Consider the following 15,860-nt stretch of genomic DNA (forward strand, 5'->3'; position numbering starts at 1 on the left):
TTAAAAAGCCGCAGTAAGGTTTTTCTTACTGCGGCTTAACGTTTATTAGGGCCAATAATACGCTTAATTACAGGCGCTTTTGTGGGCTTAGGCTCTTTGTTTAATACCATTACAGGGCGTGTCACAAACAGGTTATTTGGGTATACAACTCTGTGCCCATCTACATGCTCAAGCACGACATTCATTAAGCCTAGCTCAACAATACGTCCTTCTACGTGGTTTGCGCCATCAACAATACGCACCCAGTAGCCAACATGAAAATCGTTTTGAATAAACATTAATAAAAAGGCGGTAAGATTACTTAGTAACGACCAAGCTGCAAATAAAGCGACCCCTAACATTGCAAACAGTGATGAGCCTAGAACTAATAACCCACGCAGCTCTATACCCCAAAATATGAGCACTAAGCAAAGTACTACAAACGCGAGTATTATTTTTAATAACAGCTCAGCTCTAAATTTACGATGAACATCTACTTTTCCTTTTATGGCTTTTTCGAGCAGCTTTTTTGTTGCTTTTAATAACAGTGGAAAAAGTAAAATGGCAATAAGGGTGACAACTAATTTATATTGTGTACCCATTAGCTCTAAAAGCGCGAACAATTCCAAAGTGTGATCCCGTACTATTTTTTAGCGAGTTTAAAGCGCTAGTTTAGCGCTTTAGTATATTGTCCGCTATTTAAAAGGTATTTTTAACACTCACGAGCCACTGCACCGAATCAACATCGTCGTAGCTATCAAGCGGGGCGGCAATATCAAGGTGAATCATGGTGCCAGAGTTTGCTCTGCTAGGGGCTAGGCGCAGTCCAATACCGACATTTTTTAAAACATGATCGTTCTCGCCGTTGTCTTCATCGTTAAACCAAGCGCGGCCAACATCAACAAAGCCCGCTGCACCTACTTTAAATAGCTGCAGTAAATCGTACTCCCAGTAATAGCGTTTTTCTAAGCTGACTAAAAAGCTTCGGTCGCCGTGCTGGTAATCCATAGGATAGCCACGAAGACCCGTTTCGCCGCCAAGTGTTAGCTGTTTATCGGCGGTTAGGTTTTTAGCATACTGGGCACGGGCTTTAACAAACCAAGATTGGTTTTCGCTGGTGTTTAAGTAGTATTGTATTTGGCCGGTGGCTAAAAAGTTTTCAAGCTTTTTTTGTTCTTTATTCCAATAACCATCAAGCTCAGTGCTAAAGCGCCATAGTGTTCTATCGGTGGTAAAATGTGCTTTTTTAGCTTTAAAAGAGTAAATAGCGCGGGTATCGTCATTACTTAGTGACTTGTCTGAATAGCCTAATAATGCTTTTATGTTCCAGCCCAAATTTAAATCTTCTGTACGCGAAATACTGTCAAAATTTCGTACTTTTATATAATTGTCTTCAAACCAGTGCCCGCTAACATACGGGTAACTGAGCTTTCTGTCTTGTGCTAGTGGGGCAAAGGTGGTGTCTATTTCTTCGAAGCTGTCTTGTTGATCTACATAACCAAGGGTTAGGCGCTGGGTCCAGCTATCGCTGAGTGCTGTAGAGTGGCCTAAAAATGCACTAAATAGATCGGTTGTTTGATCAAACTCGCTGTATTCATCACCACGGCGATACAACGATTCTTCTCTTTGCTCAGAAAAGCTTTTAATACCATAGCTATAAGGCGTATCTATGGCATAAAACGGGTAGGTGAGTTCTAATAAGTGGCGTTTACCATCGCTGTTATCGGCATATTCTAAGCGGCCGCGGTAGCGGGTTGATAAAATATTAGGATCATCATAAACAAATAAGTAACCATTACGATCGCTGTCGGTTGTGCGTGCAAGCGATAAGCGCTTTCCCCATCCAAATAAATTTGATTCACGAAAACCTATACTCGATTTATTTTCTCCGCCGCTACGGCTAAAGCTGATTTCAGGTAATAAGGTCCATAAATCGCGGGTTACTACGATTACATCTACATTACCGTCGCAGTTTTCTGTGGCGCTTATTTGCGCATCATATAAATAATTTTGGCGGCGTAATAAGCGCTCTGACTCAGCCAGCTTTTTAGCATTGTATTTATCGCCTTGCTTAAACAGTAAAATATTACTGATCACAGCAGGTTCTGTTTGTATATGAGCACGGTTAGCAAAGCGAAAAAGGGCGTTATTTTCTTCTTCTAGCTCTGTGTTAAATACATTAAGTTGAGAAAGCGTAATCGAGGCTATTTGCGCATCACTTCGGCTGGTGATGAGTGTTGCTTTATCTTCAACTTCACGTCGTAGATTTTTATTATTATCTAAATGGGCTTGAGTCAGTGGGCAAGTATCTGTTTTTTTTGCTACTTGCTGGGCAAGCGCGCTAGGCATTAAAAAGCTTAAAGCGGTTAAGCTAATACAGCATTGTGCAATCCATTTCTTATTCACCATTAAACCTCTTTACTACTTAGTAGCAACTGCCGATCATAATATCAGCTTACATCATTGTTATTACAATGTAAGTAAAAGGTATGGATTTTGAAACTAATTAATTGTTACCGTTATGCACCTTTGTTAATGACTGCAGTTTTAGCTTAAATAAAAGGCAAGGGCTGCCAATAAGTGCTCGGCCTCTAGGCCTTCACCGTTAATCCAAATACTTTCGCTATAGTGTTCAAAGTTTAAATTAAAAGTATGTTGTTGGTAGTTAAAACGTACTTGATGACGGTCCGCACCACCAGAATATTCGTTGATTGTTATTTCATCTGAATGTAAAAATAAAGTGCTCCACAGCTCAAAGTCTTCATCGTGTGGTGGCTCTGTTGGATTAACAATTATGCATTTATGGGCGTGATCGTATTCTATTTGGGTCATAGTGTTCTTAATTGGTCGCAAGGTAATTGCGAATTGCAGTTAAAAATTCGCCGCCATATTTGTTTAGCTTGGTAAAGCCAACTCCCGACACTTTTAAAAATTCGCTGTCGTTAGTAGGCATTAGCTGCGCCATTTCGGCTAACGTTTTGTCGTTAAATACAACGTAAGGCGGTACATCGTCTGCATCAGCGAGTTCTTTACGTAGAGCACGTAAGCGGGCAAACAGTTTTTTATCGTAATTAAATTGGGCTAGCTTATCTTGGTATACGTGTTTAGCTTGCAGGCGAGGTTCAGCCATTTGCAAAGCATATTCACTCTTTAAAATAGCGCGTGCTGCTTCGGTTAAACGCAGTGACGCACCTTGGGTTATATCTTGGCTTAGTAAACCCTGATGAATAAGCTGGCGTAAAATACTGAGCCAAAATTCACTGCTTTTATCTTTACCTATGCCGTAAGTACTTAATTCGTGGTGGTTGTTATCGCGTATGCGGCTTGTATTAGCCCCGCGTAATAATTCAACAATATAACCTAAGCCAAAGCGTTGCCCGGCTCTGTATACACATGAAAGCGCTTGTTGGGCTACTAAGGTTCCATCAAAGCTTTTTGGTGGATTTATGCAGATATCGCAGTTACCGCATTGTTCGCGCTTGTATTCACTAAAGTAGTTAAGGAGTATTTGGCGCCTGCAGGTTTGTGCCTCTGCAAAACTTGCCATAGCGTTAAAGCGTTGTTCTTCTACGCGGCGGCGTTGCTCATCGTCTATATCTTCAAAAAAGCGCCTAACACGGCCAATATCGGCCGGATCAAAATACATTATGGCTTCTGCGGCTAAGCCGTCACGACCAGCACGCCCGGTTTCTTGATAATAGGCTTCTATGCTTTTAGGGATATCGTAATGCAGCACAAAGCGCACGTTAGGTTTATTTATTCCCATACCAAACGCAACGGTCGCGACCACTATTTGAATGTCGTCACGGGCAAAGCCGGTTTGTACAAATTGGCGTTGCTCGTTACTCATACCCGCATGATAGGCGGCGGCATTGAGGCCTGCATCGGCAAGCTTTTCGGCAATGTCGTCAACGCGTTTGCGGCTGGTGCAGTAAATAATACCACTTTGATTTTTTTGCTCTTTTAAATAGCGCAGTAGTTGCGCCATAGGCTTAAATTTTTCTTCTATTGTGTAGCGAATATTAGGCCTGTCGAAGCTGCCAGTATGGATATAGGGCTGTTGTAGTTTTAATTGTTCAACTATATCAAAGCGAGTGGCTTTATCGGCTGTGGCAGTAAGCGCCATCATCGGTACATGAGAAAAACGTTGTTTAAGCTCGTTTAATCTAAAGTAATGGGGCCTAAAGTCGTGCCCCCAATGGGATACACAGTGCGCTTCGTCTATGGCAAAGAGGCTTACATTTAGGTGCGATAAGCGCTCTAAAAAGTCACGCTGCAATACTTTTTCAGGGGCTACGTATAATAGTTTAATTAACCCCTGATGGAGCTGTTGATACACTAATTGCTGTTCTTCTCGTCCTAGGCTGTTATTTACATAAGCAGCTTTAACACCTAATGCTTGTAATTGCGTAACCTGATCTTGCATTAACGATATAAGTGGAGATATAACAATAGTAACGCCATCAAGTACTAAGGCCGGAACTTGGTAGCACACTGATTTACCACCGCCTGTAGGCAGCAATACCAGAGAATCTTTACCGCTAATAGCCGCATCAATCACTGCTTTTTGGCCATCGCGGAATTCGCTGTAGCCAAACACTTGTTTGAGGACAGTTTCGGGTTTGCGCACAAGAGTGCTAGAAGGTTGCGTTAATGTAGTCATCGGCGGGTATTTTAGTGTTTTTTTTATAAGATGTCTTTAGCTTAAAGGTAAATGATTTGATCAGAGTCTCGTAGTTTTGATCAAGTTATGTTTTACTCATCGTACCAGTGTTGATTTAAACATAGAGAATAATAATGAATAAAGAAATGTTAATTGAACAAGTAGGCGCGTTGTTTGTAAGTGGTATGCCATTTAACCAGTTTTTAAACATATCAGTGGAGTCGCTAAGCCCTGAACAAGCTAAAATAAGCTTTCCTTGGCAGGATGTGTTTGTTGGTAACCCTGCGCAAAAAATTCTTCACGGTGGAATTATTTCAGCCGTACTTGATAATGTCGGCGGTATGCTCGCTGCAGCCAGTGTGATAGACAAACTAACCAATATAGATATGCCAAGTGTGCAGCAAAAGCTTGCCACATTAGGCACTATTGATTTACGCACCGACTATTTACGCCCAGGTAAAGGGGAGAACTTTATAGCGAGTGCCACACTTATTCGTTCAGGTAATAAAGTATGTGTGTGCAGAATGGAGCTGCATAATGAAAAGTCAGTACAAATAGCTTTTGGCACAGGTACGTATTTAGTAGGGTAAAGCAACTAATTAAGTACTGCTAAATAAAAAGCTTTGCCTTGCGTTTAGGTTTACTCGCCTCAAAATACATCACTTAATAGTGCGAATTGGTATAAACTGTCGGCCTTTTAGTATGAGTAAGTTGTATTTATGTCGATGGAAAACGAGCAGCGTAAGGGCGGTATTTTTGCCTGTTTAGCCTTTTTAATGTGGGGCTTAGCACCGATTTATTTTAAGCAAATTCAACATGTTTCTGCTTTTGAGATTTTAACTCACCGCGTTGTCTGGTCGGTCGTATTTTTAGTACTTGTAGTGAGTGTGCTTAAATATTGGGATAAGGTTAAGCGCATTGTTGTTCAGCCAAAAATTATGCTTATGTTGGTTATAACGTCTTCTATATTAGGCTTTAACTGGGGCTTATTTATTTGGGCCGTTAATAACAACCACATGCTTGACGCCAGTTTAGGTTACTACATAAACCCGCTGCTTAATGTGTTACTAGGTATGTTGTTTTTAGGCGAGCGCTTACGAAAACTACAAGGGTTTGCGGTATTTTTAGCATTTGCTGGCGTGGTACTACAGCTTGTTAGCTTTGGCTCGTTCCCTGTGGTAGCGTTTTCACTGGCTACCTCATTCGCTATTTATGGCTTGTTACGTAAAAAATTACCAGTTGAAGCACTTCCTGGTATTTTACTCGAAGCACTGATTTTACTGCCTGTCGCGTTAATTTATTGGTGGGTAATGGCTCCTACAGCAACCTCGGATTTGGTAGTAAATGATTGGCATACAAATGTATTGCTAATTAGTGCTGGTATTATTACCACATTGCCACTGCTTTGCTTTACTGGCGCTGCTAAACGCTTGCAGTACACAACACTGGGCTTTTTCCAATACATAGGGCCAAGCTTAATGTTTATGCTAGCGGTGGTATTTTACGATGAAGTGTTTGATGCCGAACGGGTGATTACGTTTGCCTGTATTTGGAGCGCTTTGGCTATATTTACGTGGGATTCTTATCATCAATCACGTAAACGTAAAAAAGCGGCCATAACAGCCGCTGAAGTATAAAGTAGTAAGTTAGGTTTAATTTACTACTTTGTTACGGCCGGTTTCTTTAGCATCGTATAGCTTTAAATCGGCCAGCTTTAATAATTCATCAATTTGATAGATTGGGCCATACTCAAAGCCAATTGAAATAGTAAACTTAATCTTAGCGCTACTAAATTCATGGCTATTGGCTTCTATAAAGTATCTAAATCCTTCAAGGCGTTTGAGTGCTTCTTGTTTGTCTACACCTTTAAAGTAAACCGCAAACTCCTCGCCACCCAAACGTGCTACTAAGTGCTTTTTAAAGTACTTTTTAAAACAAATAGAAAGCCCTTTTAATACCTCGTCGCCTGTGTCGTGCCCGTGTGTATCATTAATCGACTTAAAGTGGTCAATATCAAGCATAGCGAGGGCGCCATTGCCTTTGGCATCTTTAATTTGTTTTAGTGACTTTTCGGCTTCCTCAAAGAAATAGCGGCGATTAGGTAAGCCTGTAAGGTAATCTGTATTAGCTTGGCGCTTAATAGTGGCTATTTGCTCTAGCATGTCGACGTTTTGACTAAGGCGGCAGTAAAACTCCTCACTATTAAAAGGTTTATGCAGATAATCGTTTGCGCCATTTTTCAAAAATAAGCTAGAAAGCACAGAGGAGTCTGCTCCAGAAATCCCTATAATCGCTTTTTCATCATTGCTATATAACCTACGAATTTGTATACATAATTCGTCACCGTTCATATTTGGCATTTCGTTATCGGTAATTATTACCGTGATATCAGGTGAATCTTCGAGCATTTTAAGTGCTTCAATACCATCTTTAGCTTCTATTGTTTGGTACTTGTGACGAACAAGTAGGCTGCAAATATAACGGCGAGTTGAGGTTGAATCGTCAACCACGAGCACTTTTACGCTTTCGTTACGGGGAAGACGCATTAATTGTTTTTCTAGGTATTGGTAGGCTTGTTTATTTTCTTTGGTTATGTAATCAATTATTGGGTACTTTTCTACCGTGTCGCGTGTTTGCTGATCGATATTGCCAGTCATTACTATGGTAGGAATTTCAGCTGCTATAGTACAAGGGACAGCTTCACCTTTTGGTGCGTCAGGCAAAATAAAATCTACTACAGCACAAAAATAAGTGCTTTTACTCAACAACTCTTTGGCTTGAGCTAACGACTCAGCTATATCAACTTCGTAGCCAGACTTTAGCGCAATGTGCTTTTGCACTCGCGCTATAGTCGGCGTATCTTCAATTATTAATATTTTTCGCGTCACGTAGCTACCTTGTTTAATATTTTGCAAAAGTATTTGCTAATACAAGTTGTAACTGCTAAAACGCAAAAAAGCAAATAACTTAGTGGCTTACAAGCTATCTGCTTCTGAATAATATTCTTGGCTAATGGGGGCTGGACCCGATATTTTAGAGCGACCAAATAATGTGTGGAATTTAGATTTACAGGTTGTAAGTTTTAAGTATTTAACCCAAGCACGCTCAATCGGGTTTGTTGGCTCTAAAGAACCGGTTACCACAGCTACAAATTGTTTTTGATGCTCATTTTGTGGCGCTATAGTTTTAGAGTATAGATCTTTTAAAATCACCCCATGTTGCTCTAGTATGCTTGCTTCTAACAAGGTGAAGTTTCCGCTGCGGCTAAAGCCACGTGGAAAGTTTTGATCATCATAAAATTGACGTTGGCTAACAAATGCTTGGCGTAGTAGTGAAATATTATTGCTCATAACTTTATCCTCATGCCCTATTAATTAGTTGGAGTATGATGCAAGTTTGGTAATTTATTAAACAAATTATTTTTATCGTGAGGATAAAAAATTGGATATAGATTTATTAAAAACATTTGTAGAAGTCGTGCGTACTCGCCACTTTGGTAAAGCAGCCGAGAACCTTTATATAACACAATCTGCGGTCAGTTTTAGGATTCGCCAGCTCGAGCAAGGGCTTGGTGTTAATTTATTTATACGCCAACGAAATAATATCCAATTAACGGCACCTGGTGAGCGTTTATTACCTCATGCAAAAATGATTATTACGGGCATGCAGCGCGCAAAAGTAGATGTGGCGTTGGCTGATAATATGCACAAACAAATAAGTTTGGCTGGCACACCAAATATATGGGATGCATTTTTACAGTTTGGTATTACTAATATAGTGTCGGCGATGCCTGGGGTGTCGCTTGTAGCAGAGGTTAAAGCGCAGCAAGAAAGTACGCGACTACTTTTAGAGCGCACACTCGATTTAGCTATTTTGTTTGATCCGCCAAAGGTAGACGAACTAGTGGTTGAGCGTATATGTGAGTTACCTATTATTCCAGTGAGTGGCTACGATACTGCAACAAACGAAAACTTTTTTGATAACCAGTATGTATATGTTGATTGGGGTACGACGTTTTCGCTTTGGCATGCTCGTCAATTTACGGGGAATACCCCACCTTATTTTAGAACGAGTACTGGGCGTATTGCGCTTGATTTAATATTACAATGTGGTGGCAGTGCCTTTATACCTCAGGTACTTGTGCAAGATCATCTTGATAAGGGTGAGCTGTTTCATGTTAAAGATGTAGAAAATACCTCAAGAGGCATTTTTGTAGCCTATCATAGAGACAATGAACAAAAGGAATTAATAGAAACCTTAATAAACTTACTACCTAAAGTTGAGCTAACTTAATAGGTATTTTTTATTTGGTACTAAGTACCCAATGACTGTTCATGTACTTTTAATTTCATAAACAATGCAATTTCATTAACTTTAAAAGACAAAAATATTTCATTTGTAATATTTTTGTCATTTATTGGTGCCAAACTGCACCTGTTTTAAAAATTAGTCTTTTGTGATTATCGAGGAAATAACATGAAATTTGTAAAATCGAGCTTATGTGTCGCTTTATTAAGTGGTTTGTCTTTTAATGCGCTCGCAGGCGTTGATGTTTACGGTAAAGCGAATGTGACTGTGCAGTCGTCTGATGATGGTGAAGGGTCTTTCACTGAAATTAAAAGTAACGCATCTCGCTTTGGTCTAAAAGGTTCTGAAAAAATAACAGATGGCCTAGAAGCGGTTTATAAGTTTGAGTTTCAAGTAGACGTGTCTGATGCTGACTCAAAAGGTGATAACGACGATAATATTTCTGCTCGTAACCAATATGTGGGCTTAAAAGGCGCATATGGTCAGGTAGTTGTGGGTCGCAACGATACAGCCCTTAAACAATCACAAGGCAAATTAGATTTATTTAACGACCTTGAAGGCGATATTAAAAACGTATTTAAAGGTGAAAACCGTTTAGGTGATTCAATTACTTATACATCTAAAACATACGAAGGCTTTAAGTTACTTGCTACTTTTATTGCTGAAGATGACGTAGATGCAGATAACGGTTACTCATTAGCGGTTACTTATGGCGATGTAGCACTTAAAAAGAGCGCTATTTATGCGTCAGTTGCAGCCGATAGCGAAGTAAATGGCTACGATGTTGTACGTGCGTCAATCCAAGGTAAAGTTGAAAACTTTAAACTAGGCGCAATGTACCAAACGCAAGAAACTGTAGATGGCAGTGCAGAAGCGGATGGTTACTTATTAAATGCAGCTTACAGCATGGGTAAAAACACCTTCAAAGTACAGTACCAAGCAATGGACTTTGACGATAGCGATGATAAAACAGCGGTATCGGTAGGTGTTGATCACAAGTTGAACAAAAACATTAAAGTGTTTGGTTTTTACTCAAGCTTCGACATGGACAACAACGTTGACCAAGATTATGTAGGCTTAGGTATGGAATACAAGTTTTAACTATTCGCTAAATTAGTTAAAACACTCCCTTTTTAACCGCGCTCCTTTGAGCGCGGTTTTTTTTGCTTTAAATTCTTTACCCGCCCATAATAGACCCTCATTTGGAATGAGGTGTAAACCCTCAACTATTCCCGTAACTGTAATTAGCATAAAGCTTTAAGTCAGATACAAATGAGTAATACCAATCAGCATAAATATTTGAGCATTTAACGAATTAAATTTTATCGCTTAATAGTTTTTGTATCTAAGCAGATCGGTAAAAATTTTTTAACGAGCGGGTTTACTCATTTTTTTTAATGCACTAGGTATTGTTAGTTGTATTGTTAGTGGGTACGCGCCTACCAAGGACTCACTGTTGCACACTAAATCAGCGCCAAACACGCCTTTACTTAATGTTAATAATGTTTCGTGGGGGATTGCCAATAAAAACATTTTAAATAATATTAATTTGCAAATAACGCCAGGTAAGTTTGTGGGCTTAATAGGCCCAAACGGCGCAGGTAAGTCGAGTTTGCTTCGTTGCTTATATCGTTTTAATCAGCCAACATCAGGGCAGATTACTTTTAATAATCACGATATTTGGCAACTTAAAAGTGAAGATTATGCAAAGCAAGTTGCTGTGGTACTCCAAGAAACGCCTTCGCAATTTAACCTAAGTGTATTTGATGTTATTGCACTTGGGTTTACTCCTCATAAATCGATATTCAGTTCAGTTACCGGCAGCGATAAACAAAAAATCATCCAAGCTATCAACACTGTAGGGTTGGCAGATCATAGTGATCAAAGTTTCGAATCGCTCTCTGGCGGCGAAAAGCAGCGCGCTTTAATAGCTCGCGCTATTGTGCAGCAGCCTCAGTTATTAATTATGGACGAACCAACCAGCCATTTAGATGTTAAATACCAAATACAAGTTATGGAGCTAGCTAAATCGCTCGGGGTAACGGTGTTTGCATCGTTTCACGATTTAAACCTAGCTGCAGCAATGTGTGACGAACTAGTCGTTATTAAAAACGGTGAAATTACGCATTCGGGCACGCCAACGCAGGTATTAACCGAAAATATGCTAGACGACGTTTTTGGTGTGTGTGCTCAAGTCAATAGCCATCCACAACTATCGAAATCAGGAAATAGCATTCCGCACATCACTTACTTTTATGGTTATGAATAATATGAGCGCAGTTAATACTCGCCACTCACTTGCGTTATTTATAAGTATTTTAGCTGCGTTATTTAGCTTATTTGCAGCACTTAGTTTTGGCGCAGCAGATACTTCCCTTGAGGATGTGCTAACTAGTTTTTTACTGTCAAATGATGCATCCCTCAATACGCGTATTATTTACGAGCTGAGAATGCCGCGTACCTTACTTGCATTTATGGCAGGCGCAGGATTAGCAATTGCAGGGCTTATTTTACAAACTGTTACGCGTAATCCACTCGCCGATCCGTATTTATTCGGTATATCATCGGGGGCTTCGTTTGGTGTGGTAGTGCTTATGGCTGTTACAGGTATTAGCGCTGGTTTTATGTTATCTACTGCGGCGCTTTTAGGTAGTTTGGCTGCAATGAGTTTATTAATACTTATAGCCGGTAGGCAGCAAAGTGCTCAAGTTGAGTCTATGTTGTTGGCAGGTGTTGCATTGTCGTTTTTATTTAGCGCATTTACTAGCTTATTACTTTATTGGAGCGATCCCCAGGCTGTTGCGGCTATTTTGTTTTGGACGCTAGGTAGCTTTGCACGTGCGCAATGGGCAACGCTTTGGTTGCCGTTAGTCGTTATTGTTGTGTGTATTGGTTTTTTGCTGAGCTTTAGAAGGCAGCTTAATGCCATGCTATTGGGCGATGAAAGCGCCATAACGCTAGGTGTACGGGTACATCGATTTAGAATTTTAATGCTTGTTTTAAGTTCGTTAATAACCGCAGTGCTGGTGGCAATGTGTGGTGGTATAGGCTTTGTAGGTTTAATGGTACCGCATATTGTGCGCTTTTTTATATCACAAGGTAGTGTGGCTGGCCTATTAGTGACTAGCTTAGTTGGCGGCACGTTTATGGTGTGGGTTGATGTGTTTTCACGCTCATTATTAAAAAACCAAGAGCTACCTGTCGGTGTTATTACTGCTGCAATAGGTAGTGTGTTTTTTTTAAGCTTATTGTTTTTTAGAAAATCGAAGGTGTAGCCCAATGAAAACCCTAATGGTTCAAGGCACTACATCAGATGCGGGTAAAAGCACGTTAGTAGCGGCGCTTTGCAGAGTGTTTGCAAAGCGAGGAGTAAATGTTGCCCCGTTTAAGCCACAAAATATGGCACTTAATAGTGCAGTAACAAAAGATGGCGGCGAAATTGGCCGTGCCCAAGCTCTTCAAGCAATAGCTGCAAAGGTAGAGCCAGAGATAGACTTTAACCCCATATTACTTAAACCTAATAGTGACACTGGCGCACAAGTTATTATTCATGGCAAAGCTATTAGTAATATGGAAGCGGGCAAATATCACGACTATAAAAAAGTGGCAATGGATGCCGTGCTTACCTCGCATAACCGCTTAGCTAAACGTTTTGATTTATTATTGGTTGAAGGTGCTGGTAGCCCGGCTGAAATTAATTTACGTGAAAACGATATAGCAAATATGGGATACGCAGAAGCAGTAGATTGCCCGGTCATTATCATTGCTGATATTGACAAAGGCGGCGTGTTTGCACACTTAGTGGGTACATTAGCGCTACTAAGCGAATCAGAACAAGCGCGCATAAAAGGGTTTGTTATAAATCGTTTTAGAGGCGATTTGAGTTTGCTACAAGGTGGGCTTGATTGGCTTGAACAATACACAAATAAGCCCGTGCTTGGTGTACTTCCGTATTTGCACGATTTATCCCTTGATGCTGAAGATGCCGTTGCGATAGATAACAAAGTGACGAGTGCCACCATTAATATTGCAGTACTTTTATTGCCTCATATTAGTAACCATACCGACTTTGATGCACTGCGTTTGCATCCCAATATTAATATAGCGTATGTACGCTACACGCAAACGATCCCAGCAGTTGATCTGATCATTGTACCGGGTAGTAAAAATGTGCTTGGGGATTTAACCTTTTTAAAAAGCGAAGGTTGGGATACACAAATAAAGCAACACTTACGCTATGGTGGCAAAGTACTTGGTATTTGTGGAGGGATGCAAATGTTGGGCAATACAATCAACGATCCAGATGGAGTTGAGTCGTCATTAAAGCAAATAACGGGGCTTGCCCTGTGCGATTTTGAAACCACATTGAGCACGCAAAAAGTACTCTCTAAATTATCAGCGACGATGCAGTTAAATGATTTACAAACACCGTGCAGCGGCTACGAAATACATGCAGGTATTAGTAAAGGCACAGCGCTTAATAAGCCATTTTTAACTTTTAATGAGCATCCTAATGGGTTTGTAAACGATGGCTTTATTAGTGATGACAATGCTATAGCAGGTACTTACTTACATGGTTTATTTGATGAAGCAAACGCCACATCGCAAATTTTAAACTGGGTAAAACCAGAGGCCACAATAAAGCCAATTAGTATTGTCCAGCACCGCGAACAGCAATTAGAACGCTTAGCAACTATGTGCGAGGCGCACTTAAACATACAACAAATTATATCGATTTATGAAGGGCACAATAATGACAGATAAAAGCAACGATAAGCACCAGCAGCGCCAGCAAAAAGTAAAAGAGCAAGTCGATGCGCTTGTTGCTGCTGCGCAAGATGTAAAAGGTATATTCCAAGTAATTACAGGAAATGGTAAAGGTAAATCAACCTCGGGCTTTGGTGTGGTTGCGCGTTGCGTTGGTCATGGTAAAAAAGCCGCAGTATGTCAGTTTATTAAAGGTACGTGGGAATGTGGCGAGCGTAACTTATTGCAAGGTGCAGGCGTTGAATTTGCAGTAATGAATACAGGGTTTACATGGGATACGCAAAACAAAGAGGCCGACACTGCTGCTGCGCAAGCAACATGGCAAGAATCTAAACGTATGCTTGCAGATAGCAGTATTGATTTAGTATTGCTTGATGAACTTACGTACATGGTGACTTACGGCTACATCGATCTAGACGAAGTGGTCAGTGCGCTTAATAACCGCCCACTTATGCAGTCGGTTATTATTACCGGTCGTGCAGCACATCGCACTTTAACCGAGCTTGCAGACACAGTAAGTGAAGTACGTAATGTAAAACATGCGTTCGACTCAGGAATAAAAGCACTAGAAGGGTTTGATTATTAATGTACAAAGCGCTTTTAGTTGGGCTTGGGCTATGCAGCTTATTAGGCAATGCAGCTGCAAATGAAGTAACAAATCCTAATAAGATACGTGTAGTGGCACTTGCGCCGCATATAGTAGAAAACCTGTTCGCTATAGGTGCGGGGAGTAATATTGTCGGCACCGTTGATTACGCCGATTACCCAGCTGAGGCTAAAAGTATTGAGCGCATTGGTGGTTACTATGGTATTTCCCTTGAAAAGTTATTAGCGCTAAAACCTGATTTAGTAATTGGTTGGAAAAGTGGTAATCAAAGTGAAGATTTAGAACAAATTAAACGCCTAGGTATAAAAGTACATTTAAGTGATCCCAAAAAAATAGAAGAAGTTGCAAACGAGCTGATTACTTTTGGTAAATTTACTGGGCGTATTGAGCAAAGCGAGCAAGTAGCAAACGCATTTATTATTAAGCTCAAAAAAATTAAAAAACAGCAGCAAAGCAAAAAAATATTAACTGGTTTTTATCAACTATGGCCAGAGCCAATGATGACGGTAAGTAAAAATACATGGATAAACCAGCTTATTGAAACATGTCATGTAAGTAATGTGTTTGCACAAAGCGATACCGACTACCCACAGATTAGTATCGAAAATGTTGTTGTGACTAAGCCGCAAATTATTATTACCCCTGATGAAAAATCAAAAACACCACAACCGGTCGTCAATTGGCAAAAGTGGCCAGAAGTGCCTGCGGTTAAAAATAATCATTTTATTAGTGTAAATGCTGATTTATTACATCGTTTTTCGCCGCGTATGCTCGATGGGCTTGCTGATATGTGTGATAAAATAGATGCATCTCGTAAACAAATTAAGAGCACACAATGAGCGATTGGTCAGGCTTTTTACAAAGGGAATTACAGCAGCCCTATATGCTGAAAACCTTAGATTATGTCACTAAGCGCAGAGAAGAAGGCGTTGCAGTTTATCCGCCAGAACAGCAAGTATTTAACGCTTTTGATGCTACAGAACTCAAAAATATCCGCGTTGTTATTTTAGGGCAAGACCCGTATCACGGCGAAGGGCAAGCACATGGCTTGTGTTTTTCGGTATTGCCTGAGGTTAAAAAAGTGCCACCGTCGCTTAAAAATATGTATAAAGAGTTAGCTACCGACATTGCTGGTTTTACTATTCCAGAACACGGTTACCTGCAAAGTTGGGCAGAGCAAGGTGTGTTTTTACTTAATACTGTACTTACTGTTGAGCAAGGGCAAGCGCATTCTCATAAGCACTTAGGTTGGGAGCAGTTTACAGATAATGTAATTGCGCATATAAACGAGCACTGCGAAGGCGTGGTATTTATTTTATGGGGTGCACACGCACAAAAAAAAGGTAAAAGTATTAACAGTGCACGCCATCGTATTTTAAAAGGACCGCACCCTTCGCCGCTTTCGGCGCATCGTGGCTTTTTTGGCTGTCAGCACTTTTCAAAAACAAATGAGTTATTACAATCACAAGGTAATGAACCCATTAATTGGCAGGTCTAACTAAAAGCAACGCATTAAAAAGGCTTTCATATAGTGAA

The 15,860-nt window shown here is 40.3% G+C and carries 16 protein-coding genes; 10 read left to right on the forward strand and 6 right to left on the reverse strand.

Features of this window, described 5'->3' with window-relative positions:
* Positions 1 to 35: 35 nt before the first annotated feature.
* The 4 genes from J8L71_RS01070 to recQ form a co-directional block, all read right to left on the reverse strand.
* Entirely contained in the window at positions 36 to 608 is a 573-nt protein-coding gene (locus J8L71_RS01070) for a mechanosensitive ion channel domain-containing protein (RefSeq protein ID WP_210998888.1), read from the reverse strand.
* 70 nt (positions 609 to 678) lie between these two features.
* Positions 679 to 2,388 (reverse strand): ShlB/FhaC/HecB family hemolysin secretion/activation protein, encoded by a 1,710-nt coding sequence (locus tag J8L71_RS01075; protein ID WP_210998889.1) that lies wholly within the window; start codon positions 2,386 to 2,388, stop codon positions 679 to 681.
* 138 nt (positions 2,389 to 2,526) lie between these two features.
* Positions 2,527 to 2,811 carry a DUF3630 family protein gene (locus tag J8L71_RS01080; protein WP_210998890.1) on the reverse strand — a complete coding sequence of 95 codons (285 nt, stop codon included), beginning with the start codon at positions 2,809 to 2,811 and terminating at the stop codon, positions 2,527 to 2,529.
* Positions 2,812 to 2,818: 7 nt separating this feature from the next.
* Positions 2,819 to 4,642 carry a DNA helicase RecQ gene (gene recQ, locus J8L71_RS01085; protein WP_210998891.1) on the reverse strand — a complete coding sequence of 608 codons (1,824 nt, stop codon included), beginning with the start codon at positions 4,640 to 4,642 and terminating at the stop codon, positions 2,819 to 2,821.
* A 134-nt stretch (positions 4,643 to 4,776) separates the two neighbouring features.
* On the opposite strand from recQ, the gene J8L71_RS01090 reads away from it, so the two are divergent.
* Together J8L71_RS01090 and rarD are read left to right on the forward strand one after the other, a co-directional pair.
* On the forward strand, positions 4,777 to 5,232 hold the full coding sequence (locus tag J8L71_RS01090) for a thioesterase family protein (RefSeq protein ID WP_210998892.1): 456 nt from the start codon (positions 4,777 to 4,779) through the stop codon (positions 5,230 to 5,232).
* Between the two features lie 129 nt (positions 5,233 to 5,361).
* Positions 5,362 to 6,279, forward strand: coding sequence for an EamA family transporter RarD (rarD, locus tag J8L71_RS01095; protein WP_210998893.1), 918 nt, complete (start codon positions 5,362 to 5,364; stop codon positions 6,277 to 6,279).
* Positions 6,280 to 6,294: 15 nt separating this feature from the next.
* Here rarD and J8L71_RS01100 read toward each other — a convergent pair whose 3' ends face one another.
* Both J8L71_RS01100 and J8L71_RS01105 read right to left on the reverse strand, forming a co-directional pair.
* Positions 6,295 to 7,530, reverse strand: coding sequence for a diguanylate cyclase (locus J8L71_RS01100; RefSeq protein WP_210998894.1), 1,236 nt, complete (start codon positions 7,528 to 7,530; stop codon positions 6,295 to 6,297).
* Between the two features lie 87 nt (positions 7,531 to 7,617).
* The gene (locus tag J8L71_RS01105; RefSeq protein WP_210998895.1) at positions 7,618 to 7,992 is read right to left on the reverse strand and encodes a DUF413 domain-containing protein; all 375 of its coding nucleotides are present in this window, start codon (positions 7,990 to 7,992) and stop codon (positions 7,618 to 7,620) included.
* 91 nt (positions 7,993 to 8,083) lie between these two features.
* Here J8L71_RS01105 and J8L71_RS01110 point away from each other — a divergent pair, with 91 nt between their 5' ends.
* The 8 genes from J8L71_RS01110 to ung all read left to right on the forward strand — a co-directional run bounded on the left by J8L71_RS01110 (position 8,084) and on the right by ung (position 15,822).
* Entirely contained in the window at positions 8,084 to 8,935 is an 852-nt protein-coding gene (locus J8L71_RS01110) for a LysR family transcriptional regulator (RefSeq protein ID WP_210998896.1), read from the forward strand.
* A 183-nt stretch (positions 8,936 to 9,118) separates the two neighbouring features.
* A complete protein-coding gene (locus J8L71_RS01115; protein ID WP_210998897.1) occupies positions 9,119 to 10,051 on the forward strand; it encodes a porin in 933 nt (310 codons plus the stop codon).
* A 355-nt stretch (positions 10,052 to 10,406) separates the two neighbouring features.
* Entirely contained in the window at positions 10,407 to 11,219 is an 813-nt protein-coding gene (locus J8L71_RS01120; protein ID WP_210998898.1) for an ABC transporter ATP-binding protein, read from the forward strand.
* Between the two features lies 1 nt (position 11,220).
* Positions 11,221 to 12,225 carry an iron ABC transporter permease gene (locus J8L71_RS01125; protein ID WP_210998899.1) on the forward strand — a complete coding sequence of 335 codons (1,005 nt, stop codon included), beginning with the start codon at positions 11,221 to 11,223 and terminating at the stop codon, positions 12,223 to 12,225.
* Between the two features lie 4 nt (positions 12,226 to 12,229).
* Positions 12,230 to 13,714, forward strand: coding sequence for a cobyric acid synthase (locus J8L71_RS01130; RefSeq protein WP_210998900.1), 1,485 nt, complete (start codon positions 12,230 to 12,232; stop codon positions 13,712 to 13,714).
* Positions 13,704 to 14,303: a cob(I)yrinic acid a,c-diamide adenosyltransferase gene (cobO, locus tag J8L71_RS01135; RefSeq protein ID WP_210998901.1), complete on the forward strand. Its 600-nt coding sequence runs from the start codon at positions 13,704 to 13,706 to the stop codon at positions 14,301 to 14,303. The genes J8L71_RS01130 and cobO overlap by 11 nt, the downstream gene beginning before the upstream one ends.
* Positions 14,303 to 15,163 carry a cobalamin-binding protein gene (locus tag J8L71_RS01140; protein WP_210998902.1) on the forward strand — a complete coding sequence of 287 codons (861 nt, stop codon included), beginning with the start codon at positions 14,303 to 14,305 and terminating at the stop codon, positions 15,161 to 15,163. Before cobO ends, J8L71_RS01140 begins: the two co-directional genes overlap by 1 nt.
* Positions 15,160 to 15,822, forward strand: coding sequence for a uracil-DNA glycosylase (ung, locus tag J8L71_RS01145; RefSeq protein WP_210998903.1), 663 nt, complete (start codon positions 15,160 to 15,162; stop codon positions 15,820 to 15,822). Before J8L71_RS01140 ends, ung begins: the two co-directional genes overlap by 4 nt.
* The last annotated feature ends 38 nt before the right edge of the window (positions 15,823 to 15,860 follow it).

This window comes from Pseudoalteromonas sp. MMG007 (assembly GCF_018100985.1).
GTDB lineage: Bacteria > Pseudomonadota > Gammaproteobacteria > Enterobacterales > Alteromonadaceae > Pseudoalteromonas.